Annotated in this window: 24 protein-coding genes; 3 read left to right on the top strand and 21 right to left on the bottom strand. The window is 60.0% G+C overall.

Annotated features, from left to right (window positions below; genetic code table 11):
- From H9Q16_RS18985 to crcB, 6 genes are all read right to left on the bottom strand, one after another.
- Positions 1-1239: an amino acid ABC transporter permease gene (locus H9Q16_RS18985; protein ID WP_191077045.1), complete on the bottom strand. Its 1239-nt coding sequence runs from the start codon at positions 1237-1239 to the stop codon at positions 1-3.
- Between the two features lie 128 nt (positions 1240-1367).
- Positions 1368-2384 carry an amino acid ABC transporter substrate-binding protein gene (locus H9Q16_RS18980; RefSeq protein ID WP_191077044.1) on the bottom strand — a complete coding sequence of 339 codons (1017 nt, stop codon included), beginning with the start codon at positions 2382-2384 and terminating at the stop codon, positions 1368-1370.
- Between the two features lie 262 nt (positions 2385-2646).
- A complete protein-coding gene (locus H9Q16_RS18975) occupies positions 2647-3372 on the bottom strand; it encodes an ATP12 family chaperone protein (protein ID WP_191077043.1) in 726 nt (241 codons plus the stop codon).
- Positions 3369-4052 carry an HAD-IA family hydrolase gene (locus tag H9Q16_RS18970; protein WP_191077042.1) on the bottom strand — a complete coding sequence of 228 codons (684 nt, stop codon included), beginning with the start codon at positions 4050-4052 and terminating at the stop codon, positions 3369-3371. The genes H9Q16_RS18975 and H9Q16_RS18970 overlap by 4 nt, the downstream gene beginning before the upstream one ends.
- Positions 4049-5098, bottom strand: a complete 1050-nt coding sequence (locus tag H9Q16_RS18965) for an RluA family pseudouridine synthase (protein ID WP_191077041.1) — start codon at positions 5096-5098, stop codon at positions 4049-4051. The genes H9Q16_RS18970 and H9Q16_RS18965 overlap by 4 nt, the downstream gene beginning before the upstream one ends.
- Positions 5095-5475 carry a fluoride efflux transporter CrcB gene (crcB, locus tag H9Q16_RS18960; protein WP_191077040.1) on the bottom strand — a complete coding sequence of 127 codons (381 nt, stop codon included), beginning with the start codon at positions 5473-5475 and terminating at the stop codon, positions 5095-5097. Before crcB ends, H9Q16_RS18965 begins: the two co-directional genes overlap by 4 nt.
- 126 nt (positions 5476-5601) lie before the next feature.
- Here crcB and H9Q16_RS18955 point away from each other — a divergent pair, with 126 nt between their 5' ends.
- Positions 5602-6654 (top strand): serine hydrolase domain-containing protein, encoded by a 1053-nt coding sequence (locus tag H9Q16_RS18955; RefSeq protein ID WP_216859505.1) that lies wholly within the window; start codon positions 5602-5604, stop codon positions 6652-6654.
- A 12-nt stretch (positions 6655-6666) separates the two neighbouring features.
- Here H9Q16_RS18955 and H9Q16_RS18950 read toward each other — a convergent pair whose 3' ends face one another.
- The 6 genes from H9Q16_RS18950 to rpsM all read right to left on the bottom strand — a co-directional run bounded on the left by H9Q16_RS18950 (position 6667) and on the right by rpsM (position 11977).
- Positions 6667-7986: an AAA family ATPase gene (locus H9Q16_RS18950; RefSeq protein WP_191077039.1), complete on the bottom strand. Its 1320-nt coding sequence runs from the start codon at positions 7984-7986 to the stop codon at positions 6667-6669.
- 3 nt (positions 7987-7989) lie between these two features.
- Positions 7990-9366: a trypsin-like peptidase domain-containing protein gene (locus tag H9Q16_RS18945; RefSeq protein ID WP_191077038.1), complete on the bottom strand. Its 1377-nt coding sequence runs from the start codon at positions 9364-9366 to the stop codon at positions 7990-7992.
- Between the two features lie 130 nt (positions 9367-9496).
- Positions 9497-9913 carry a 50S ribosomal protein L17 gene (gene rplQ / locus H9Q16_RS18940; protein ID WP_191077037.1) on the bottom strand — a complete coding sequence of 139 codons (417 nt, stop codon included), beginning with the start codon at positions 9911-9913 and terminating at the stop codon, positions 9497-9499.
- A 157-nt stretch (positions 9914-10070) separates the two neighbouring features.
- The gene (locus tag H9Q16_RS18935) at positions 10071-11087 is read right to left on the bottom strand and encodes a DNA-directed RNA polymerase subunit alpha (RefSeq protein WP_191077036.1); all 1017 of its coding nucleotides are present in this window, start codon (positions 11085-11087) and stop codon (positions 10071-10073) included.
- 116 nt (positions 11088-11203) lie between these two features.
- Positions 11204-11593, bottom strand: a complete 390-nt coding sequence (gene rpsK, locus H9Q16_RS18930; RefSeq protein WP_191077035.1) for a 30S ribosomal protein S11 — start codon at positions 11591-11593, stop codon at positions 11204-11206.
- Between the two features lie 15 nt (positions 11594-11608).
- Positions 11609-11977, bottom strand: a complete 369-nt coding sequence (rpsM, locus tag H9Q16_RS18925) for a 30S ribosomal protein S13 (RefSeq protein ID WP_191077153.1) — start codon at positions 11975-11977, stop codon at positions 11609-11611.
- A gap of 243 nt (positions 11978-12220) precedes the next feature.
- Between rpsM and H9Q16_RS18920 the strand changes: the two genes are divergently transcribed.
- Positions 12221-12376: a hypothetical protein gene (locus tag H9Q16_RS18920; RefSeq protein ID WP_191077034.1), complete on the top strand. Its 156-nt coding sequence runs from the start codon at positions 12221-12223 to the stop codon at positions 12374-12376.
- 43 nt (positions 12377-12419) lie between these two features.
- Here the strand turns inward: H9Q16_RS18920 and H9Q16_RS18915 are convergent, their stop codons facing one another.
- From H9Q16_RS18915 to rplO, 3 genes are all read right to left on the bottom strand, one after another.
- Positions 12420-13067, bottom strand: coding sequence for an adenylate kinase (locus H9Q16_RS18915; RefSeq protein WP_191077033.1), 648 nt, complete (start codon positions 13065-13067; stop codon positions 12420-12422).
- Positions 13064-14440: a preprotein translocase subunit SecY gene (secY, locus tag H9Q16_RS18910; protein ID WP_191077032.1), complete on the bottom strand. Its 1377-nt coding sequence runs from the start codon at positions 14438-14440 to the stop codon at positions 13064-13066. Before secY ends, H9Q16_RS18915 begins: the two co-directional genes overlap by 4 nt.
- Before the next feature lie 115 nt (positions 14441-14555).
- Positions 14556-15038 (bottom strand): 50S ribosomal protein L15, encoded by a 483-nt coding sequence (gene rplO, locus H9Q16_RS18905; RefSeq protein ID WP_191077031.1) that lies wholly within the window; start codon positions 15036-15038, stop codon positions 14556-14558.
- Between the two features lie 165 nt (positions 15039-15203).
- On the opposite strand from rplO, the gene H9Q16_RS18900 reads away from it, so the two are divergent.
- A complete protein-coding gene (locus H9Q16_RS18900; RefSeq protein ID WP_246455870.1) occupies positions 15204-15914 on the top strand; it encodes a vWA domain-containing protein in 711 nt (236 codons plus the stop codon).
- A 106-nt stretch (positions 15915-16020) separates the two neighbouring features.
- Here the strand turns inward: H9Q16_RS18900 and H9Q16_RS18895 are convergent, their stop codons facing one another.
- The 6 genes from H9Q16_RS18895 to rplF form a co-directional block, all read right to left on the bottom strand.
- A complete protein-coding gene (locus H9Q16_RS18895) occupies positions 16021-17265 on the bottom strand; it encodes a cytochrome P450 (RefSeq protein WP_246455868.1) in 1245 nt (414 codons plus the stop codon).
- A 117-nt stretch (positions 17266-17382) separates the two neighbouring features.
- Positions 17383-18258, bottom strand: coding sequence for an alpha/beta hydrolase family protein (locus H9Q16_RS18890; protein ID WP_191077030.1), 876 nt, complete (start codon positions 18256-18258; stop codon positions 17383-17385).
- A gap of 640 nt (positions 18259-18898) precedes the next feature.
- Positions 18899-19087 (bottom strand): 50S ribosomal protein L30, encoded by a 189-nt coding sequence (gene rpmD / locus H9Q16_RS18885; RefSeq protein ID WP_191077029.1) that lies wholly within the window; start codon positions 19085-19087, stop codon positions 18899-18901.
- Positions 19088-19099: 12 nt separating this feature from the next.
- The gene (rpsE, locus tag H9Q16_RS18880; protein WP_191077028.1) at positions 19100-19702 is read right to left on the bottom strand and encodes a 30S ribosomal protein S5; all 603 of its coding nucleotides are present in this window, start codon (positions 19700-19702) and stop codon (positions 19100-19102) included.
- A gap of 140 nt (positions 19703-19842) precedes the next feature.
- Complete coding sequence (gene rplR / locus H9Q16_RS18875) at positions 19843-20202, bottom strand: 50S ribosomal protein L18 (protein WP_191077027.1); 360 nt, start codon at positions 20200-20202, stop codon at positions 19843-19845.
- 12 nt (positions 20203-20214) lie between these two features.
- Positions 20215-20748, bottom strand: coding sequence for a 50S ribosomal protein L6 (rplF, locus tag H9Q16_RS18870; RefSeq protein WP_191077026.1), 534 nt, complete (start codon positions 20746-20748; stop codon positions 20215-20217).
- Between the last annotated feature and the right edge of the window lie 8 nt (positions 20749-20756).

Genomic DNA, 20756 nt, shown 5'->3' with positions numbered 1-20756 from the left:
TCAGCGCTCCTTCAGCTTCATTGAGTTATTGTAGACGTTCATCACCGCTGAAATGATCAGCGACGCCGCAAGGTAAAACGCCATCAGCAGCAGCACGCATTCAATCGCGCGACCCGTCTGGTTCAGGGTGATCCCCCCCAGTGTCGCCGTGATATCGGCATAGCCCACCAGAATTGCTAGCGACGAATTCTTGGTAATGTTGAGGTACTGCGAAATCAGCGGCGGCACGATCACGCGCAACGCCTGCGGCAGTACCACCAGGCTCATCACGCGACCCGGGCGCAGGCCAAGGGCCGCAGCCGCTTCGGTCTGGCCTTTCGATACCGCCTGAATGCCCGCGCGCACGTTCTCCGCGATGAAGGCACCGGTATAGATCGACAAGGCGAACCACAGCGCAATCAGCGGTGCCCCTACCTTGAGCCCGCCACTGAAGTTAAAGCCTTTGAGCTCTGGAATGTCCCAGGCCAAACCTAGGATGAAAAGCAACACGATGATCGGCACGAACCAGATCGCAAGGTTCGTCCACAGTGTGTTCGGGCGCACACCGGTTGCTTCCTGCGTCGCATTTGCGCGCGCAGTCACCATCCGGGTGACGACAAAGGAACCGATCAGAACCGCGATCACCAGCAACCAATTGATCACCGAACCGTCTTCTCCGCCGATGCCTCGGGTGAAGAAGGGTCCGGGAACGTACACACCACGGTTCGTAATCGCCGCGCCATCCAGGATCATCGACGCGGTGGCGTCGTCGCCTCTGAAGGCCCGGGGTGATGGGGACGCAATTGTCATCAACGCATAGATGATCAGGATCCAGATCAGCACCGGAATGTTGCGGAAAATTTCGACGTAGACAGCCATCAACTTGCGCACGAGCCAGTTTTTGCTTAACCGCAGAACCCCGGCGATCACGCCAAAGATCGTCGCCATGATACAGGCAAGAAACGCGACCAGCAGCGTATTCAGAATACCCACAAAGGCGGCGCGCAGGTTGCTTGACTGGCTGGTGTATTCGATCAGCGTCTGGTTGATGTCATAGCCCGCGGGCGTGCCCAGAAATGCGAACGAGATGTTCAATCCAGCTTCGCGCAGGTTGGTCGCGAGATTGGAATAAAGATAAAAGATCGCGGACATCAGCAGGATGAACGCGATGACCTGCAGCGTAGTGGAGCGATACCTGGTATCGTTCAACAGCATAGAAAGCCGGAACGTGCTCCCCGGTGGATCGGTGAGTGTTGTCATGGTTTTTTCCCTGTGTCCCTGGCCTTGGTTTTATGATGCATCTTGGTGATGCGGCGGCCTTAGGTCTTGATGAGGTCTTATAAGTGCAAAGGGCGCAGGGTTTCCCCTGCGCCCTCTGGCATTGGTTCTTAGCGGAACGGTGGGCTGTAAAGCAGGCCGCCGTCTGTCCACTGGGCGTTCAGCCCGCGGGCCAGACCAATGGGTGTCTCTTCGCCGATGTTGGTGGCAAAGATTTCGCTGTAGTTGCCTTGTGTCTCGATTGCGCGCTTGGCCCAATCGGCATCCAGACCCAGCATCGCGCCCAGCTCACCTTCGGTGCCCAGCAGACGGGCCACTTCAGGGTTCTGAGTGCCGCTTGCCATCTCGCCGACGTTGGCCGATGTCACGCCCAGCTCTTCAGCTGTGATCAGCGCGTTCAGTGTCCAGCGAACCACATCGCCCCAGTCGTTGTCGCCATGGCGCACAAGCGGGCCCAGCGGCTCTTTGGAGATGATCTCGGGCAGGATCACGTGATCGCCCGGGTTCTCAAACGCGGCACGTGTGGCCGCAAGACCGGACGCGTCCGTCGTGTAGACGTCACAGGCACCCGCAACATACTGCTGCTGGCCTTCGGCGTTGGTCTCAACGGGGACCGGCTCATAGCTGATGTTGTTGGCACGGAAGAAGTCCGCGAGGTTCAGCTCTGTTGTTGTACCTGTCTGAACGCAGACAGTTGCGCCATCCAGTTCCTTGGCCGAAGAAACGCCAAGATCCTTGGGCACCATAAAGCCCTGACCGTCGTAGTAGGCAACGCCGGCAAAGTCGAACTTGAGGTCGACGTCGCGGCTGAATGTCCACGTGGTCACACGCGACAGCATGTCGATCTCACCGGATGCCAGCGCGGTAAAGCGTGTCTTGCCGGTTGTCGGAACGAATTCTACGGCCGACGCATCGCCCAGAACCGCGGCTGCAACAGCGCGGCATACCGCAACGTCAAAGCCTTTCCATTCGCCGTTTGCGTCCGGAGCCGCAAAGCCAACAAGACCCGTGGTCACACCACAGTTCAGCTTGCCGCGTTCCTTGACATCGTCCAGCGTGCCAGCAGCCGCAGCACCAGCCATTAGGCCGGCGGCGGTCAGCGCGCCAATAAATACAGATTTTTTCATTTTTACCTCTTCCTGAGTTTCCGCCACAGTTTGGGCGGTGGATCCGACACATTGTGTGCCGGAGGTGATACTGAAAGGTCTCCCCAGTTCAGTGGGACGCAGTGTGGTCGGATTCCCGTTTAAAGGTCAAGTGTTCTGGCAGGAAATTCAGCTGTTTGACGGGTAGTAATCCCGACCAATTCGGGCAATCGTCGCAATCCTGCGCAAAACCGCATTCATTCGACCATAAATTGCGCGGAGGATGGCCCTGACGGCACCTCAATCAGCCACGGCCATCGTCCCGACGCGACACATCGAACATCCGTTTTGCGTGCAGGAACTGTTCTTTTTTGAGCGCGGCAAGGGCTTCGGCCTCGTCATCGCTGCCCCATTGCTCTGCCTGCCAGATCTCATCAAGCCGCGAGATATCCCATAACGCATCAACCGGGCGGGCATCATAGGTGGCGGCGAATCCAAGAATCAGCGACCCCGAAAGGCTCACCAGATCATGAAAGGCGGTCAACTCAAAGTCGCTCAGCGCATGGGTGCGCGCCGACAGTTTCGCCAGATCCTCCGCGCTCTGGGGCTTGTGCATCACGCCCACCCGCGGTTCCAGCCGGACATCAAGCGCCTCGGCCCCCCACGCCAGCATCGGATCCCAGACCGCTGCTTGCCGCTCGACCAGCGCGGATGGCCCTTCTGCGCGATAACACAGCAAATCCGCGTCACCATATGCCGACAAAAGCTTTGCCACTTCGGCATGCTGCACGCGCACCTTGTCGATGGCCGAATTCGCCGTCTTGGTCGCAGGCATCGTGTCAGGCTTGATGATCTCTTCCTGCGCCTGCCATTCAGCGGCGATAATCTGCGCCATTTCTTGAGTTGGCACGATCAAAGCCGATTTTGACGGTGTCATGATCGGACGGGCATCCAGATGCACAGTAAAGCCATCCTCTGCCGGAACCACCTGCGATTCCGTCCAGAACCGTTTCGCTTTCCACTCACTCATGCGGGCACACCCCAAATCGCATCCAAGGCGGGTCTCAACTGGCTGAATGCGTCGATAACCTGCGCCGCCCCTGCCAATCGCGCGCGATCGTGATAGCCCCAACTGACCCCGATCCCGCGCACTCCGGCGGCGGCGGCCATCTCCATATCAAAACTGGTGTCACCGACAACCACCGCCTGATGCGGGTCCACGCCGGTATCGCTGAGCGCCTGCAAAATCATCGACGGATGCGGCTTTGACGGGTGATGGTCCGCAACCTGCTGCGTGACAAAAAGCCCGTCCAGCCGGTGCCCCTCAATCAGCTTGTCCAGACCGCGCCGTGACTTGCCAGTGGCTACACCCAGCAAGACCTCAGGCACAGCATTGAGCCCGCGCAAGGCATCCAGTGCACCGGGGTAAAGCGGCGAAGATTGCGCCACGCCTGCACTTGCACGCAAGGTCATATAGGCCGCCTTGTAAGCCTCAACCATCCGTGCGTGCGCCGCATCAGACAAAGCAGGCAGCAAACGGGGCATGATCACATCCAGCGACAGACCAACCACCCCCAGGATCGTCTTGCGGTCCGGTGGAGCCTGATCAACTGACTGGAACGCGGCTGTCATCGCGGCCACGATATCCCCCTGACTGTCGACCAGTGTGCCGTCCACGTCAAAGATCACCAGCCGCAGTGGCGCGCTCATCCCCAATCCTCTTCGAAGGGGTCCGCAGGCACATCCGATGGCTGCCACTGGAAAGTCTCCCAGGTGCGGACCATGTGATCAGGCAAGGGGGCAACCAGATGCAACTGCGCGCGGGTCACCGGATGTTCCAGCGTCAAAGACCGCGCATGCAGGTGCAGTTTCTTGGACAGATCCCCGCCCAGATGCGCGCCCCAGCCATCGCCAAGGTTCTCCTGACCAGAGCCGCCGTATTTCCCATCCCCGATAATCGGATGCCCGATCTCAGCCATGTGCGCCCGCAATTGATGCGTGCGCCCGGTGACCGGGATCAGCGCGGTCCAGCAGGTGCGCCCGCCTGCCTGCGCCAGCACGGCGTAGTCCGTCGTCGCGCGCTTGGCCCCTTCGGTAACATCGACGTCACGCGGATGCACCGCGATCATCTTTTCGCCCTCGCCACGTGCGCCATGTCCCGGCGCCTTGACCAGACCGTACTTGATAGTCCCATGCTTGGGATGCGGCACGCCCGCAACGGCGGCCCAATATATCTTGCGCGTTTCACGGTGCCGAAACGACGCCGTCAACGCCGCAGCGACCGACCGCGTGCGCGCCATCAGCAAAACGCCCGAGGTATCCTTGTCCAGCCGATGCACCAGACGCGGCTTTTCATCCAGATCGAACATCAACGCCTCAGCCAGCGCATCGACATGTCTATCCGACTGCCCCGATCCGCCCTGCACCGGCAGGCCCGGCGGCTTGTTCAACGCAATCACCTGATCATCGCGGTAAATGACACAGGACCGAATGAATTTGGCATCCGCTTCTGTCACCCGCGTGCGCTTGGGCGGCGGGGGCGCCTCACTGTCCGGCAGGGGCGGGATCCGCACCTGCTGTCCGGTTTCAAGCCGCGTGGCAGCCTTGACCCGCCCGCCATCCACGCGGATCTCACCCTTGCGGCACATCTTTTCGATGCGGCCCTGTGATATCTGCGGATACTTGCGCTTGAACCAGCGATCCAGCCGCTGGTCGCCTTCGCCCTCTTCCACCGTGACCATCTGAACCCGGCTCATGCGACCATCCCCCGCGCCAAAAACAATCCCAGCATCAGACCCAAGATGGACAGCACCACAGACACCCCGACATAAAGCCCCGCCGCGCCATAGTCCCCTCGCTCGATCAACGTCACCGTCTCCAGTGAAAAGGCCGAAAAGGTGGTGAACCCGCCCAAAAGCCCGGTCATCACCAACGGGCTGAGATGCGTCAGCCCTTTGTGCGCAGCAACAACCACAAAAACGCCCATCAGAAAGGACCCGACAACATTCACGCTGATGATGGCGATCGGAAAATCTGTCGGCCCCGTCCAGCGGTAAAGCGTCACACCAGCCAGATACCGCAGCGCGGCCCCGCAGGCGCCGCCAAGCGCCACAAGAGAAAGGGTTGAGAACATGCGCGCGGTGTCGCCCCGACACTAGGCCCTTGTCAAGGGACCCCGCAATCGCATTAATCTGTGTCACACTGATTGCCTTAACGATTATTCCCGTTAAAATAGAATTTAACTACCCGAGACATCCTCATGCTGCGCTGTTGCGTCCTTTTCGGCCTTTTGGCCCTGCTGCTGTCCACATTTGGCGCAGCCGCCGATGACATGGAGCTGGAGCAGGCCCTGAAAGACGGGCGTGCCTCGGGCGCCCTGCCCGGTTTGCACTCAGTGCTGGTGCTGCGCAATGGCGAGGTTCTGGCAAACGTGTACTTCGAAGGCGAAGACGAAGTCTGGGGCACGACGATCGGCAACCGGACCCATGGGCCCGCCACTTTGCACGATCTGCGATCCGTCACCAAAAGCGTGGTTGGTCTGCTCTACGGCATTGCCCTGGCAGAGGGGATCGTCCCCCCGCCCGATGCACCGCTGCTGGCCGCATTTCCCGAACATGCCGATCTGTCCACGCCCGAACGCGATGCCATCACCATCGCCGACGCTCTCACCATGCGTATGGGCAGCGCTTGGGACGAAAACCTGCCCTACACCGACCCCGCCAACTCCGAAATCGCCATGGAACGCGCTGCTGACCGCATCCGGTTCATCCTCGAACAGCCAATGGAGAACGCGCCGGGAACAGCTTTCAACTACAGCGGCGGCGCGACAACCCTGCTGGCCGAACTGATCGCGCGCGGCTCCGGACAGCCCATCGACGTCTATGCCCGCGAACGGCTTTTTGATCCGCTTGGGCTCGCGCGCTCCGAATGGGTACGTGGCATTGACGGACGACCCTCGGCTGCCTCCGGATTGCGCCTGACAGCGGCGGGGCTTGCCCGCATCGGACAACTGATCGTGACCAACGGCAGCCACAACGGACAGCAGATCGTTCCCGCCGACTGGATCACGGCCATGCTGACCCCGCACGCCACAACGTCACAACTGCGCTACGGCTATCACTGGTGGCTCTCACCCCAGGACGCGCCCACCTGGGCCGCCGCAATGGGCAACGGCGGACAGCGCATGACGGTCGTGAAACCCCTGGGCGTGGTCGCCGTGATCTTTGCGGGCAACTACAACAACCCTGACGACTGGGAAGTCCCGGTGTCCGTCATCTCTCAATACATCGTGCCCGCATTGGGGTTGGAGTGACGCCAGACTGCCCTAATCCTGATCCCCGCGCTTTTCCCGCAACTTTGCAAAATAATCGAGCCGCTTCTTAAGCTCCCGCTCATAGCCCCGCTCAACCGGCGCGTACAGAACCGGACGCTTCATCCCGTCGGGGAAATAGTTTTGCCCCGAAAATCCGTCTTCGGCATCGTGATCATAGGCATATCCCGCCCCATACCCCTGCTCTTTCATCAAAGCGGTGGGCGCGTTCAGGATGTGCTTGGGCGGCGGCTCTGACCCGGTCTCCTTCGCCGCTCGCCGTGCCCCCTTGTAGGCGACGTAGGCTGCGTTCGACTTGGGCGCAAGGGCCAGATAGGCCAGCGCCTGCGCCAGCGCCAGTTCCCCTTCCGGGCTGCCAAGACGCTCATAGGTTTCCCAGCTTTGCAGACAGATGGCCTGCGCCTGCGGGTCCGCCAAACCGATATCCTCAACCGCCATCCGCGTGATCCGGCGCGCCAGATAGCGCGGGTCCTCGCCCCCCTCAAGCATCCGCGCAAACCAGTAGAGCGCGGCATCCGGGTCTGACCCGCGCACCGACTTGTGCAAGGCAGAGATCATGTTGTAATGCGCATCCCCACCCTTGTCGTATTGTGCCGCCCGCCGCATGAGGCGCGCGCCAAGTGCCGCCTTGCCCAGCTTGCCGTCGACCTTCCAGGCCGCCACCTGTTCGATCAGATTGAACAACGCGCGGCCATCACCATCGGCCATCTCCAAGAGCGCCTCGCGTGCAGGCCCATCCAGTGGCAGGGTGCGGTCCAGTTCCTGCTCGGCCCGCTGCGCTAAAAGCTCCAGTTCAGCCACCGACAGCCGTTCCAGCACCAGCACCTGGGCCCGGCTCAGCACGGCGGCGTTCAGCTCAAAGCTGGGATTTTCGGTTGTGGCCCCCACCAGCAGGATCGTGCCATCTTCCATATGCGGCAAAAACCCATCCTGCTGCGCCTTGTTGAACCGATGGATCTCGTCAACAAACAGCAATGTCCCCTGCCCGTTCTGCCGCCTGATCTTTGCCGCCTCGAACACTTTGCGCAACTCGGGCACACCGGAAAAAATCGCGCTGATCTGCACAAAATGCAGCTCGGTTTCATCCGCCAGCAACCGCGCAATGGTGGTCTTGCCCACACCGGGCGGCCCCCAAAATACCAATGAACTCAGCGCGCCAGAGGCCAACATCATCGTCAGCGGTGCCTCTGGCCCCAACACCTTTTGCTGACCAATGACCTCTGCCAGCGATTTCGGCCGCAACCGATCCGCCAATGGTCTGTGACCACCAGGGGTCACTTGCGTGACCGCACCGGTATCAAAAAGGTCCGCCACCGCTCAGGCCCTGAACCGCAATGAGATACGCCGGTCACCGCGCAGGACAAGCAACTGAAAGCGGCGCACCTGCCCCGCAAAAAGCCCCACAATGTCGTCCGGATGCTGGGGAACAACTCGGTTAACACTCAAGATCACATCCCCCCTGCGCAACCCCACGCGCGGGCCGACGGGCCCGGGGTCCATCACGACGATCCCTTGCGCCTCAAGCGGCAGATTCATCTCTGAAATGACCGCCGGATTGATCCGCGCCACGCGCAGCGCAGGAAACAGGCTGCGGTCGGGCAAGGTGACCAGATCACGCGGCGGCATGTCGGGTGCGGGGATCAACGCAACCTGCACGTCCGTCGCCGCGCCACCACGCACACGGGTCACGGGCACCGACAACCCGGTCCCCGCAACGCTCATACGGTAAACCATTTCGGCGGGCGTATTGACGGGGGCTCCCCCCACGGCGGTGATCACATCCCCGACCTCGAAACCCGCCTCCAGAAAGGGGCTCACGGCATGCAGGCCCGATACGATGATCCCGCCCGCCCGGTCCAGCCCCAGCGTCCCGACCATGTCCGCCTCGACCGGTTGCCCGCTGATACCTGCCCAGGGCTGCACAAATTCGTCCAACCCGTCGCGCGCCTGCTGCATGAAGACCTTGACCAGATCGGCAGGAATCGCAAAGCCGATCCCGTTCGACCCGCCCGACCGCGTCAGAATCGACGTGTTCACCCCAATCAGCGCCCCGCTCATATCCACAAGCGCCCCGCCTGAATTGCCGGGATTGATCGGCGCATCTGTCTGGATGAAATAGCCAAGGCCCGTGTTCCCGCCCCCGGCACCCGACCGCGCAAGGCCTGACACAATGCCACTGCTTACCGTCTGACCCACCCCAAAGGGGTTGCCGATGGCCAGCGCCAATTCGCCGACTTCGACACTCTCACTGTCGCGCAGCGTCAGAAACGGCAAGGCATCCGGCGCATCGATCTTGAGGATCGCCAGATCCGCATCCTTGTCCCCCAACAGCACCCGCGCCGAAAACTCGCGCCGGTCGTTCAGCACAACCGTGATTTCCGTGGCCATGCCAACCACATGATAATTGGACACGACAATTCCGTCTGCCGACAGGATCACACCCGACCCCAATGAATTCTGCACGCGCGGTTTTTCCGCAAAGGGATCGCGAAAGAACCGCTCAAAAAACGGATCGCGCTGCAACGGCGTTCGACGCGGCTGGGCCATGATCTTGGCATAGATGTTGACCACTGCCGGGGCCGCCTCGCGCACCAGCGGCACAAAACTCAGCTGCATCTGCGCCGCAGACTGCGGCACCTGCTGCGCGGCAAGGGGCATGGCGACAAGCCAAAGCAAAACGGCAAGTATTCTCATGATCAAGATATGCGCAGCCGGGGCGCGGGACGCAACTCCCTTCATCTGCAGGCCAAAAATATCCAAATCCGACCACGCAACAAAAAACCCCGCTCGAAAGCGGGGTTTGTCGAACTCTTCTTGCCGCGTCTTATTCTGCGGATTCATCCGCGGCAGCGCGTGCCTTGTCGCCGGCACCTTTGGCATCGCGATCCCGATCAACGAATTCAATGATCGCCATCGGTGCCATGTCGCCATAGCGAAAGCCCGCTTTCAATACGCGCACATACCCGCCCTGACGGTCGGCATAGCGCGGGCCCAGTACGTCAAAAAGTTTCGCGACGTACTGTGCTTCCTTCAGCTTGGAGGCTGCCTGACGGCGCGCGTGATCATCGCCACGCTTGGCCAGCGTGATCATCTTTTCGATGATCGGGCGCAGTTCTTTTGCCTTGGGCAAGGTTGTCTTGATTTGCTCATGTTCAATAAGCGAGCCCGCCATGTTGGCCCACAGCGCCTTGCGGTGCTCATGTGTGCGGTTCAGGCGGCGGTATCCACGTGCGTGACGCATTTTCGTTCTCCTAGGTGTGCCCTCTACGGGCTGTTTTGCTTTGTCTGGTCCGCGATGCGTGTCACGAACTCTCCTTGGGGCCACGTTGACCCGGGGTGCCGGACTAAAGCCCGGCCTATTCGAGGCGGCGTAGGCCGGGCTTCAGCCCGGCACCACCTCAAAAGTTGTCTTCGAACTTCTTGGCCAGATCCTCGATATTGTCCGGCGGCCAGTCTTCGACGTCCATGCCAAGGTGCAGCCCCATCCCCGACAGCACTTCCTTGATCTCGTTCAGGGATTTGCGGCCAAAGTTCGGCGTGCGCAGCATTTCGGCTTCGGTCTTCTGAATGAGATCGCCAATATACACGATATTGTCGTTCTTCAGGCAGTTTGCAGACCGCACGGACAGCTCCAGCTCGTCAACCTTCTTCAGCAGAAGCGGGTTGAACTCCAGACCGTCCTCATCGTCCTGACGCGACGCCGACTCAGGCTCGTCAAAGTTGACGAAGATGCCCAGCTGATCCTGCAGAATACGCGCGGCAAAAGCCACGGCATCGTCGGGGGTGATGGACCCGTCCGTGTCGACCTTCATGGTCAGCTTGTCATAGTCCAGCACCTGGCCTTCACGGGTCGGCTGCACGTCATAGGAAACCCGCTTGACCGGCGAATAGATCGCGTCAATCGGAATAAGGCCAATCGGCGCGTCTTCCGGCTTGTTCTTGTCCGCAGACACATAGCCCTTACCGGTATTGACGGTCAGTTCCATGTAGACATCCGCACCATCGTCCAGGTGACAGATGATGTGATCGCGGTTCAAAATCTCGATGCCCGCAGACTCAGAGATGTCACCCGCCGTCACGACGCCGGGGCCTTTCGCAGAGATCGACAGCCGCTTGGGCCCTTCGACTTCCATGCGGATCGACACGCCCTTGAGGTTCAGAATGATGTCGGTGACGTCTTCACGCACACCGGCAACAGACGAAAACTCGTGCAGAACGTTGTCGATCTGCACGCTTGTGATCGCCGCACCCTGCAGCGAAGACATCAGCACGCGGCGCAGCGCGTTGCCCATGGTCAGACCAAAGCCGCGCTCCAGCGGTTCGGCCATCACAACGGCCTGACGCGCAGGGTCATTGCCCGGCTTGACGTCCAGCTGCTGTGGTTTGATCAGTTCAGCCCAGTTCTTGTGGATCATGTGGTCCCTCCATCCTTGTAACGGCTGCATGTCCGATCAGCTGTTACGCTCGAGGTTTCAAAAAACGGTCTGGGGCCCACGCGAAATCACGCGGCCCCAGTAGAAAATAAGTGCGCTTAGACGCGGCGGCGCTTGGGCGGACGGCAGCCGTTGTGGGCCATCGGTGTCACGTCGCGGATGGACGTGATGTTGAAACCCGCAGCAGCCAGTGCCCGCAGCGCGCTCTCGCGGCCGGAACCGGGGCCCTGCACTTCAACTTCCAACGTCTTCACACCATGTTCCTGCGCCTTGCGGCCCGCATCCTCGGCAGCCATCTGGGCCGCATAAGGCGTGGACTTCCGCGAGCCCTTGAAGCCCATGGTGCCCGCAGACGACCAAGAGATCGCATTGCCCTGCACATCCGAGATCAGGATCTTGGTGTTGTTGAAGCTGGAGTTGACGTGTGCCACCCCTGCCGCGATGTTCTTGGAGACCTTGCGCTTAACGCGCCGTGTATCACGTGCCATTGATGCAGCCCTCCCTTATTTCTTCTTGCCGGCAATGGCCTTTGCGGGGCCTTTGCGGGTGCGTGCGTTGGTATGTGTGCGCTGACCGCGAACGGGCAGGTTACGGCGATGGCGCAGGCCACGGTAGCAACCCAGATCCATCAGGCGCTTGACGTTCATCTGCACGTCGCGGCGCAGATCGCCTTCGACGGTGTAGTTGGCGTCGATGTGCTCGCGCACAGCCAGAACTTCAGCGTCGCTCAGTTCGTTCACACGACGGGAAGCATCGATACCAACTGCTTCGCAGATCGCCTGCGCAGAAGAGTTGCCGATACCAGTGATATAAGTGAGGGCGATGGGAACCCGCTTTGCAGTCGGGATATTTACGCCGGCAATACGTGCCACGTTTGCAATTCCTTTTCGTTGCGGGTCCGTCATTCCAGACCCTTTTTTCACAACGCAAGCCCGCGGCGATACCGACGGGCTCAGGTCATATTGAGGTGATCAGACCGGGGTGCGACCCCGAATGATTCCCTTTCGGGATGGCGGTGTGTAGGCCTCGATTGAATTGGGGTCAACCCCTTCGCGAAACGCTGCTTGCGATGCCCCGTATTGTCCAGAATCGAAATCGCGCCTATGCTCGATAGGATGAGCTCTTTTGAACCAGATATTCCTGCAATCATCCTTGGCCTGTCGGCCATCCTGCTGCTTTTCTGGTCCACCCGCGTCGAGCAAAACAAGAAGATGTTTCTCATTATCGGCATCGCAATGGCGGTGTTTTCGATCGTCAGCTTTATCGCCTGAAGGCAGTCGGCGCATCCCTCGCGAGACAACCAGCTGCCGCGCCTTACCCGTCCAGCGCGCCTGAAATCTCGCCCTGCACGTCGGCAATGTCCCCCAGACCATTCACGGTCCTCAGCATCCCCTTGGCATAATAGTAACCGATCAGCGGCGAGGTCTGCTTGTAATACGCCATCAGGCGCACTTTCAGGCTTTCCTCGTTATCGTCCGCACGGCGGTTGAACTCGTTTTCCTTGCCGCAGTTTGTGCATTTTCCATCCGCCGGGATGGGCTTGGTCAGGTCGTTGTACACCTCACCGCAACCGCCACAGGTCGAACGTGCCGTTATGCGCTGCACCAGCGCCTCGTCATCCACCCGCATCTCGATGACCGCATGCAAAGTCTTGCCCTCGGCGTCCATCAACTGGCCCAGGGCATCCGCCTGCTCCAGCGTGCGCGGGAAGCCGTCAAAGATGAACCCGCCCGCATTCTCGCCCTGCAGCTTTTCCTTGATCAGACCGATGACGATCTCATCCGTGACCAATTCGCCTCGCGCCATGACACCAGCAACCATGTTGCCCATCTCAGTGCCTGACTCCTTGGCCTCGCGCAGCATGTCGCCCGTAGAGAGCTGCACCATGTTACGTTCTTCAACCAGCAGGCGCGCCTGCGTCCCTTTACCAGCGCCCGGGGGGCCAAGCAGAATAATATTCATCGACGTACCGGGCTCCGTTTCTTGCGGGGTTTGCCTTTGCCACCCGCACCTTTGCCGCGCAGCTGTGATTTCTCAAGCAACCCTTCGTACTGATGCGCCAACAAGTGGCTTTGCACCTGCTGGATGGTGTCCATGGTCACAGAGACCACAATCAGCACCGAGGTGCCGCCAAAGTAGAAGGGAATGGCGAACTGACCGCGCAGGATCTCCGGCAACACACAAACCGCCGCCAGATAGGCAGAGCCCAGAACAAGGATGCGGTTGACCACATACTCAAGATACTCCGACGTTTTTTTGCCGGGGCGAATACCGGGGACAAAGCCGTTCTGGTTCTTGAGGTTGTCGGCCACATCGTCCGGCTTGAAGCTGACGTTGAAGGTGTAGAAATATGTGAAGAACACAATCATCGCGACAAAGAACAGCAGATAAAGCGGCTGACCCGGGCCAAAGTTGGCCAGAAGCCACGACATGACTGGCCCCGTGGAATTCGCACCAAACGTGCTGATCGTGACCGGCAACAACAGCAGCGACGAGGCAAAGATCGCCGGGATCACACCGGCCGGGTTCACCTTGACCGGCAGATGGCTTGACCCGCCATCATACATCTTCATCCCCACCTGACGGCGCGGATACTGAATGTGGATCTTGCGCAGGGACCGCTCCATAAAGACCACGAACATGATGGTCGCAACCACCATGATCAGCACCCCGACAATCAGCGCGGGGCTGATGGCACCAGAGCGGCCAGAGGCAAAGAATTGCGCCAAAGCCGCAGGAACTTCGGCAATGATGCCTACAAAGATGATCAGCGAAATACCGTTGCCGATACCGCGTGCGGTGATCTGCTCACCCAGCCACATCAGGAACATCGTACCGCCCACCAGCGTGATCATGCACGATGCGATAAAGAACCCGCCGGGATCAGCGGCGATATCACCCGCCTGCAGGCTGACAGCCAGCCCATAGGACTGCAACGTCGCCAGCGCCACGGTACCATAGCGCGTATACTGATTGATCTTCTTGCGCCCCTGCTCGCCCTCTTTCTTGAGCTGCTCAAGCGCCGGCACCATCGAGGTCATCAGCTGCACGATGATCGAGGCCGAAATATAAGGCATGATACCCAGGGCAAAGATACCCATCCGGCCCAGCGCGCCACCGGTGAACATGGACACCATGCCCCCGATGCCCTGCCCGGCACTGTCCATGAAGTCACGCAGCGCCTGACCGTCGATGCCCGGCACCGGGATGAACGTCCCGATGCGATAAACGATCAGCAAACCAAGGGTAAACAGAATGCGGTTGCGCAAATCCGTGGCCTTGCCCAGCGCGGACCAGCTGGTGTTGGCGGCCATGTTTTCGACGGCAGATACCATTATGGGCTCTTTTCTCTAACGAATACGCCGCCAAACCGGTTTCCGGCAGGCGGCGTTTTGGAAAACCTTGAGTTATGTAAGCGGGTCTTGGCCCGCTCACAACCCTTTAGCGGGGCTACTCGGCGGTTTCAGCCGCTTTTGGTGCCGTGACGGTGACAGATCCGCCAGCCTTTTCCACAGCCTCGATGGCCGATTTGGAAGCGCCGGCTACGGTCAGGTTGACCTTTGCAGTGATGTCACCCTTGGCCAGAACGCGGATACCGTCCAGCTCACGACGCACCAGACCGGATGCGACCAAAGCAGCCCCATCAATGTCTTTATTGGCGTCCAGCTTCTTGGCGTCGATGAATTTCTGGATAAGACCGAGGTTCACAACCGCAAAGGACTTACGGTTCGGCTTGTTAAAGCCGCGCTTGGGCAGGCGCTGGTACAAAGGCATCTGGCCGCCTTCGTAGCCGTTGATGGCCACGCCCGAGCGTGACTTCTGACCCTTGATACCACGGCCACCCATCTTGCCCTTGCCAGAGCCGGGGCCACGGCCCACGCGCATACGTTTTTTGGTTGCGCCTTCGTTGTCGGAAAGTTCGTGCAGTTTCATGTCGCTTCTCCTTTGCCGGAAACACCCCCCAGCGACGGGAGCGGGTGAACGCGGCGTTTCGATTCTCGTGGCCCGCATGGCCACCGGGGGCGTATAGACGGGCCTGCCCCCTGTGACAAGGGGTTCAGGCTTGATCCTGCCAGCTTGTCGCCCCACGGTAGCGACATGAAAACCGCCGCATCCCTTGCCTTGTCCTTGACTATCGCCGCTCAGACCGCACTGGCGGATTGTTCTACCGACGCGATGCTTGTCTTCGACGGCTCGTCCTCCATGTCCGAGGTCGGCTTTGACACCGGCATCAGCACCCGCATCGACGAAGCCCGTCAGGCCGTCGCACGGATCATGCCGCAGGTCGAACATTTCCGACGGATCGGGCTGTTGACCTATGGCCCCGGGGGCGCCACCAGCTGCACCGGTCTCCAACTACACTTTCTGCCTCAACCGCGGGCCGGGGAACGCGTTGCACAGGAAATAGGCGCGCTGGAGCCTTCTGGCCTCACGCCCCTCTCGGCGGCCGTCGAACAGGCCGCCGAGGTGCTGGCCTATCGCAGTCAACCCGCTGTGGTGGTTCTGGTCACCGACGGAAATGAGACCTGCGGCGGTCGCCCCTGCACGCTCGGTCGCGCCCTTGCGGCAGCGGGCCATGACCTGACGGTGCATGTCATCGGGTTCCGCGTCTCGGTGGATTTCTTTACCTGGAACAATCCCGAACAGGACCCGCACAGCGCTGCAACCGTCGCCCGGTGCCTCGCGGATGAAACCGGAGGCACGTTCGTCTCAACCGAAACAGTTGATGAACTGGTCGAGGCCCTGCGCGAAACCGTAGGATGCCCGCTGATCGGGCAGTTCGGCACCGCACCGCGCCAGACCGGGTAGGCGTTTCGGCCAGCAGGCCGCAATCGCCCGCAAGACACCGCTCATCACCCACCACAAGATCAACACGTCGCCCGGACTGCCCGCCCCCTGGGGCTGCGGGCCGCGCCTACCCCACCGCCACCGGCAACCGCGTCAGTCCCCGGAACCGCGCCAATGGCAAGACCTCCCTCTCGCCGTTCTCCCGAAGCTTCGGGAACCGCTGCACCAGCCGCCCGATGGCAATCCGCCCCTCGATCCGCGCCAGCGTGGCGCCAAGGCACACATGAATGCCGGTGATAAAGGCGATCTGACGGTTGGGTTTGCGGGTGATATCCACACGGTCAGGATCCGCGAACACCTCTGGGTCGCGGTTGGCCCCGGCAATCGAGGTATGGATATAGGTCCCTTTGGGCACCGTGCCGGTGCTTAGCGTAATATCTTCGCCAGCCAGTCGATTGCCGATCTGTAGGGGGCTTTGTACGCGCAGGAATTCCTCCATCGCCGTGGTGATGTGCCCCGGCTCTGCCAGCAACAGACGGTGCTGGTCGGGATTGTCGAACAGGGTGCCGACCGCATTGCCCACCATGCTTGTCGTCGTCTCATGACCCGCGTTCAGCAGGAAAATGCAGTTCTGGATCAATTCCTCATCTGTCAGGGTGCGCCCGTCATGTTCGCCAAAGATCAGACTGTCCAGCACCTCGCCCTGGGCCGCCCCGTCGGGATGGGCCCGCCTGTGCGCGATCAACTCGGCCAGAATGGCAGAAAATTCTGTCACTGCGGCATTCCCCGCATCCAACCGTTCCCGCGACACGACCGGATCGAGCGCCCCCAGAATGGCCAGCGAGAACTCCCGCAACCGCGACCGGTAGCTTTCGGGAATGCCCAGCATGAAGGAGATAATCTCGGTCGGCAGGACCTTGGCAAAATCATTCACAAGATCCAACTCTCCCAGATCCTCGACCCGATCCAGCAAACGATCCACGATATCGCTGATCAGCGGCTCGAACTCCGCCAGCTTGCGCGGCGTAAACGCCCCCGCGATCAGCTTGCGCACCACCGTGTGATAGGGCGGATCATTGAAAATGAGCGACGTTGTGTGATGGGTGTGCAGCGGACACTTGCCGAACTTCTTGCCGAACTCCTCCTGCTTGTCTGACAGCATATCGCGGGACTGGTAGACCTTGAGGCAATCATCATGCCGCGTCAGATAAACCGACCCGTCGGGATTGCGATGCACCGGGTCCTCTCGCCGCAGCGCATGCAGCGTCGGATGCGGGTTTTCAATAAACGCGCGGTCGATGGCGTTGAGATCGAAGGTGGTGATGTCTGGCAGGTTTGCTTGCATGCGGCACAGCGTGGCGCGGGATTCCATGACAGGCAAGAGGTTTGATAGAAACGGTGCGCAATATCGCGGCACCCGTGGGCATCAACCACGCGGCACCAACGCCGATGCGGGCGCGGCTTAGCCCGCTTTCAGGTGCATCTGGCCCTAGTCGTCATGCGCTTTGAAAAACGCGATAGTCTCTGCCACCAATTCATCCAGCGTGTCATCGGTCGTGAAGGTATTGAAAACATGATCCATATCCGCCATCCATAACTGCTCGGGCCCGTCATGCGCCGCGATGAGCATATCGGCATTCTCTGGCAGAACGGTGGTATCCAACGACCCCTGCGCGACCAGCAGCGGGCCGGAATAGGCGGCGATCTCAGCGGCGGGGTCAAACGAATAGATCCCCTCGAAAAAACCCTTCTTCAGCTCGATCTCAGTCCAGGGAAGGGTGACCTTGACCTTGTCGTCCGGATCACCGGCAAGTGCCTTTTCCATGGCCGCAGCATCAATAAGCCCGCCAAAGGTGGATACAGGATCGGCGGGCGCTGCCCAAAGGGCAACGGCATCAAGCGCCCCGGATCGACCGGCCACGGCGGTGGAAACCAGCCCCCCCTGGCTCCAGCCGATAAGATAGATGTCATCGCTCTTTACCATGTCAGACACCTTGAGATAGTCCAAAGCGGCCAGTGCATCGGTGACCTGACTCTCGAAAGTGGTATCGGCAAAGCTTAAATCGGCGGTACTCTCGCCCGAGCCGCGGAAATCGATCCTCAGGCTCGCCATCCCAGCCTCGGCCAGCGCCTCAGCAGTTTCGCCAAAAACACCACCCGGAACCGCCTCAGTCGCAAGCTCGTCACGTGAGCCGGTGAACCCGTGCAGCAGGATCACGACCGGGGCCGGATCACCATCTGGCAGGGCCAGCGTGCCGACAACCTCCTGACCATCGGACTGGAAGGTCACAAAGGTCTCGCTCATCGCATGTGCGGTGCTGCTAAGGGAAATCAGGGCAGTGAACATCAAAATATGGCGCATCATCGGTCGGCTCCCGTGGCAGGTTTCGGACGGGAAGAGCGCGAAAACTCTGGTGGCGAAGCGCGCCTTTCCAAGCGTCATGATACGCTGGCACCGCTGGATTGAATAGCCCTTCCGGGCAAAGCACTCCCAAACGAAAAACGCCCCGCAGTTTCCTGCAGGGCGTCTGATGATGGGTGCCCGGAATTTTTGTGAAAACTCCGACCGATTTCTTCTAAAGAAATCGCACGACGTGATACCTCACGACCGAACAATCAAGGGCCGGGTTATTCAGTGGCAGTGCAACGGCTTAGAGCCCGCATGGCAACACTGGCCCTTTGGCGATGATTTTCGACACCCTCCACTGTGCTGAATAACCTCAGCGGGAAAATCTGTCGTGAGGCTTAGCTGCGCTTGCGCCAAAACCGGTGCTGAAATTGAACCGAAAGAGATAAGTGCAGTTGAGATAACAAAACGTTTCATAGCTACTCCTAAAGAAAACGGGAAATGTCCCCGTTAACGAAGGTTAACAGCTCATTAACGATAAGTCGAATTGGCCCATTGCTCCCAAACGAAAAACGCCCCGCAGTTTCCTGCGGGGCGTCTGATGACGGGTGCCCGGAGTTTTTGTGAAAACTCCGACCGATTTCTTCGAAAGAAATCGTTACCCCTTTTCCTCCACAATCTCGACCATATGCGACACCGCATTGATCATCCCGCGCACCGCCGGAGTATCCTCCAGCTCGCGGGTCTTGTGCATCTTGTTCAGACCCAGGCCGATCAGCGTCTGGCGCTGCTTTTCCGGACGGCGGATGGGGGAGCCTGTCTGTTTGATAACGATGGTCTTTGCCATGATGTGCTCTCCTTACGCGTCTGTCGTGGCTTCGGCGGACGGGCTGTTGTGGGCCACATCGCTTTGCTCATCGATCTTGGGCGTGGCCAGAATGTCGGCAACTTTCTTGCCGCGACGCTGGGCCACCGCACGGGGGCTCTGCTCTTTCTTCAGGCCGTCCATGGTGGCGCGGATCATGTTGTAGGGGTTCTGGGAGCCGATGGACTTGGAAACCACGTCCTTCACGCCCAGCATCTCGAACACGGCACGCATCGGACCACCGGCGATGATACCTGTACCTTCAGGTGCGGTACGCATGACAACTTTGCCAGCACCCCAACGCCCGTGCATGTCGTGGTGCAGCGTGCGGCCTTCGCGCAGTTGCACACGGATCATCTGGCGCTTGGCTTGCTCGGTTGCCTTGCGGATGGCCTCGGGGACCTCCTTGGCCTTACCTTTGCCAAAGCCTACACGGCCTTTCTGGTCGCCCACAACCACGAGGGCAGCAAAGCCAAAGCGCTTACCACCTTTTACGGTCTTGGAAACCCGGTTGATGGCAACAAGGCGGTCCGCAAATTCGGGGGCCTCGTCACGATTGTTGCGGCGGTTGCCGCCTCGGTTGTCGTCTCTGGCCATGCGGGCCTCCTAAATCTGCGGGCAAATGCCCTGATGTTGGTTCAATCCAAGTGCCAATTGGCCCGGATCATCGAGGGGGCGAAACCGCCCCCTTCGCTTTTCTGTGTCAGCACATGATGGATGAAATCACCCAGCCGGCCTTAGATTTTCAAGCCACCTTCACGTGCGGCATCAGCCAAGGCCTTGACCTTGCCATGGTAGAGGAACCCACCACGGTCAAAATAGGCTTCTTCGACGCCTGCCTTCTTGGCACGCTTGGCAATCTCAGCGCCTACCTTGGTGGCCGCTTCGATGTTGTTCTTGCCAACCACGCCCAAACCCTTTTCCAGGGTCGACGCAGAAGCCAGTGTCTTGCCATTCACATCATCGATCAGCTGAACAGAGATGTTCTTGGAAGACCGATGCACGCTCAGGCGCATGCGGCCCGCGTTGGTGCGGCGCAGTTTGTTCCGGACGCGCATACGGCGCTTGAGGAACAATTGTCTTTTGGTGTTTGCCATGATCCTCGGTCCTTACTTCTTCTTGCCTTCTTTGCGGAAGATGAACTCGCCCTTGTAGCGGATACCTTTGCCCTTGTAGGGCTCGGGCTTGCGCCACTGGCGGATGTTCGCGGCAACCTGACCAACAAGCTGTTCGTCAATGCCTTCCACAACGATTTCGGTCTGCTTGGGCGCGGTCACGGTCACGCCCTCGGGGGCGGTGTAATCCACGTCGTGGCTCAGCCCGAGGTTCAGCTTCAGCGTGTTGCCCTGCATCTGAGCGCGGTAACCCACACCCTGAATTTCGAGCTCTTTCTTGAAGCCTTCCGTCACGCCGGTCACTAGATTGGCGACCATGGTGCGGGACATGCCCCACTGCTGACGCGCGCGCTTGGACTTGCCGCGCGGTTCGATGTGAACCACGTTGTCCTCGACCTTGATGGTGACGTCATCCGTCGCCTTGAAGCTGCGGGTCCCCTTGGGGCCTTTCACTTCGATGGTCTGGCCGGAAACGCTGGCGGAGACACCGCTGGGCATTTCGACCGGTTTTTTTCCAATACGAGACATCGAATTCT

The sequence above is a fragment of the Sulfitobacter aestuariivivens genome (assembly GCF_014763045.1).
Taxonomy (GTDB): domain Bacteria; phylum Pseudomonadota; class Alphaproteobacteria; order Rhodobacterales; family Rhodobacteraceae; genus Sulfitobacter; species Sulfitobacter aestuariivivens.
This window is presented reverse-complemented; position numbering and strand designations above follow the sequence as displayed.

Excerpts from the sequence above, each read along its gene's own strand:
- H9Q16_RS18980 (WP_191077044.1), bottom strand. The coding sequence starts at position 2,384 with ATGAAAAAATCTGTATTTATTGGCGCGCTGACCGCCGCCGGCCTAATG.
- H9Q16_RS18955 (WP_216859505.1), top strand. The coding sequence starts at position 5,602 with ATGCTGCGCTGTTGCGTCCTTTTCGGCCTTTTGGCCCTGCTGCTGTCC.
- rpmD (WP_191077029.1), bottom strand. The coding sequence starts at position 19,087 with ATGGCAAAGACCATCGTTATCAAACAGACAGGCTCCCCCATCCGCCGT.
- H9Q16_RS18890 (WP_191077030.1), bottom strand. The coding sequence starts at position 18,258 with ATGATGCGCCATATTTTGATGTTCACTGCCCTGATTTCCCTTAGCAGC.
- H9Q16_RS18915 (WP_191077033.1), bottom strand. The coding sequence starts at position 13,067 with ATGAATATTATTCTGCTTGGCCCCCCGGGCGCTGGTAAAGGGACGCAG.
- rpsE (WP_191077028.1), bottom strand. The coding sequence starts at position 19,702 with ATGGCCAGAGACGACAACCGAGGCGGCAACCGCCGCAACAATCGTGAC.
- crcB (WP_191077040.1), bottom strand. The coding sequence starts at position 5,475 with ATGTTCTCAACCCTTTCTCTTGTGGCGCTTGGCGGCGCCTGCGGGGCC.
- H9Q16_RS18935 (WP_191077036.1), bottom strand. The coding sequence starts at position 11,087 with ATGATCCACAAGAACTGGGCTGAACTGATCAAACCACAGCAGCTGGAC.
- H9Q16_RS18970 (WP_191077042.1), bottom strand. The coding sequence starts at position 4,052 with ATGAGCGCGCCACTGCGGCTGGTGATCTTTGACGTGGACGGCACACTG.
- rplQ (WP_191077037.1), bottom strand. The coding sequence starts at position 9,913 with ATGCGTCACGCACGTGGATACCGCCGCCTGAACCGCACACATGAGCAC.
- rplF (WP_191077026.1), bottom strand. The coding sequence starts at position 20,748 with ATGTCTCGTATTGGAAAAAAACCGGTCGAAATGCCCAGCGGTGTCTCC.
- rplR (WP_191077027.1), bottom strand. The coding sequence starts at position 20,202 with ATGGCAAACACCAAAAGACAATTGTTCCTCAAGCGCCGTATGCGCGTC.
- H9Q16_RS18900 (WP_246455870.1), top strand. The coding sequence starts at position 15,204 with ATGAAAACCGCCGCATCCCTTGCCTTGTCCTTGACTATCGCCGCTCAG.
- H9Q16_RS18985 (WP_191077045.1), bottom strand. The coding sequence starts at position 1,239 with ATGACAACACTCACCGATCCACCGGGGAGCACGTTCCGGCTTTCTATG.
- H9Q16_RS18895 (WP_246455868.1), bottom strand. The coding sequence starts at position 17,265 with ATGGAATCCCGCGCCACGCTGTGCCGCATGCAAGCAAACCTGCCAGAC.
- H9Q16_RS18945 (WP_191077038.1), bottom strand. The coding sequence starts at position 9,366 with ATGAGAATACTTGCCGTTTTGCTTTGGCTTGTCGCCATGCCCCTTGCC.
- H9Q16_RS18920 (WP_191077034.1), top strand. The coding sequence starts at position 12,221 with ATGAGCTCTTTTGAACCAGATATTCCTGCAATCATCCTTGGCCTGTCG.
- rpsK (WP_191077035.1), bottom strand. The coding sequence starts at position 11,593 with ATGGCACGTGATACACGGCGCGTTAAGCGCAAGGTCTCCAAGAACATC.
- H9Q16_RS18975 (WP_191077043.1), bottom strand. The coding sequence starts at position 3,372 with ATGAGTGAGTGGAAAGCGAAACGGTTCTGGACGGAATCGCAGGTGGTT.
- rplO (WP_191077031.1), bottom strand. The coding sequence starts at position 15,038 with ATGAAACTGCACGAACTTTCCGACAACGAAGGCGCAACCAAAAAACGT.
- H9Q16_RS18965 (WP_191077041.1), bottom strand. The coding sequence starts at position 5,098 with ATGAGCCGGGTTCAGATGGTCACGGTGGAAGAGGGCGAAGGCGACCAG.
- secY (WP_191077032.1), bottom strand. The coding sequence starts at position 14,440 with ATGGTATCTGCCGTCGAAAACATGGCCGCCAACACCAGCTGGTCCGCG.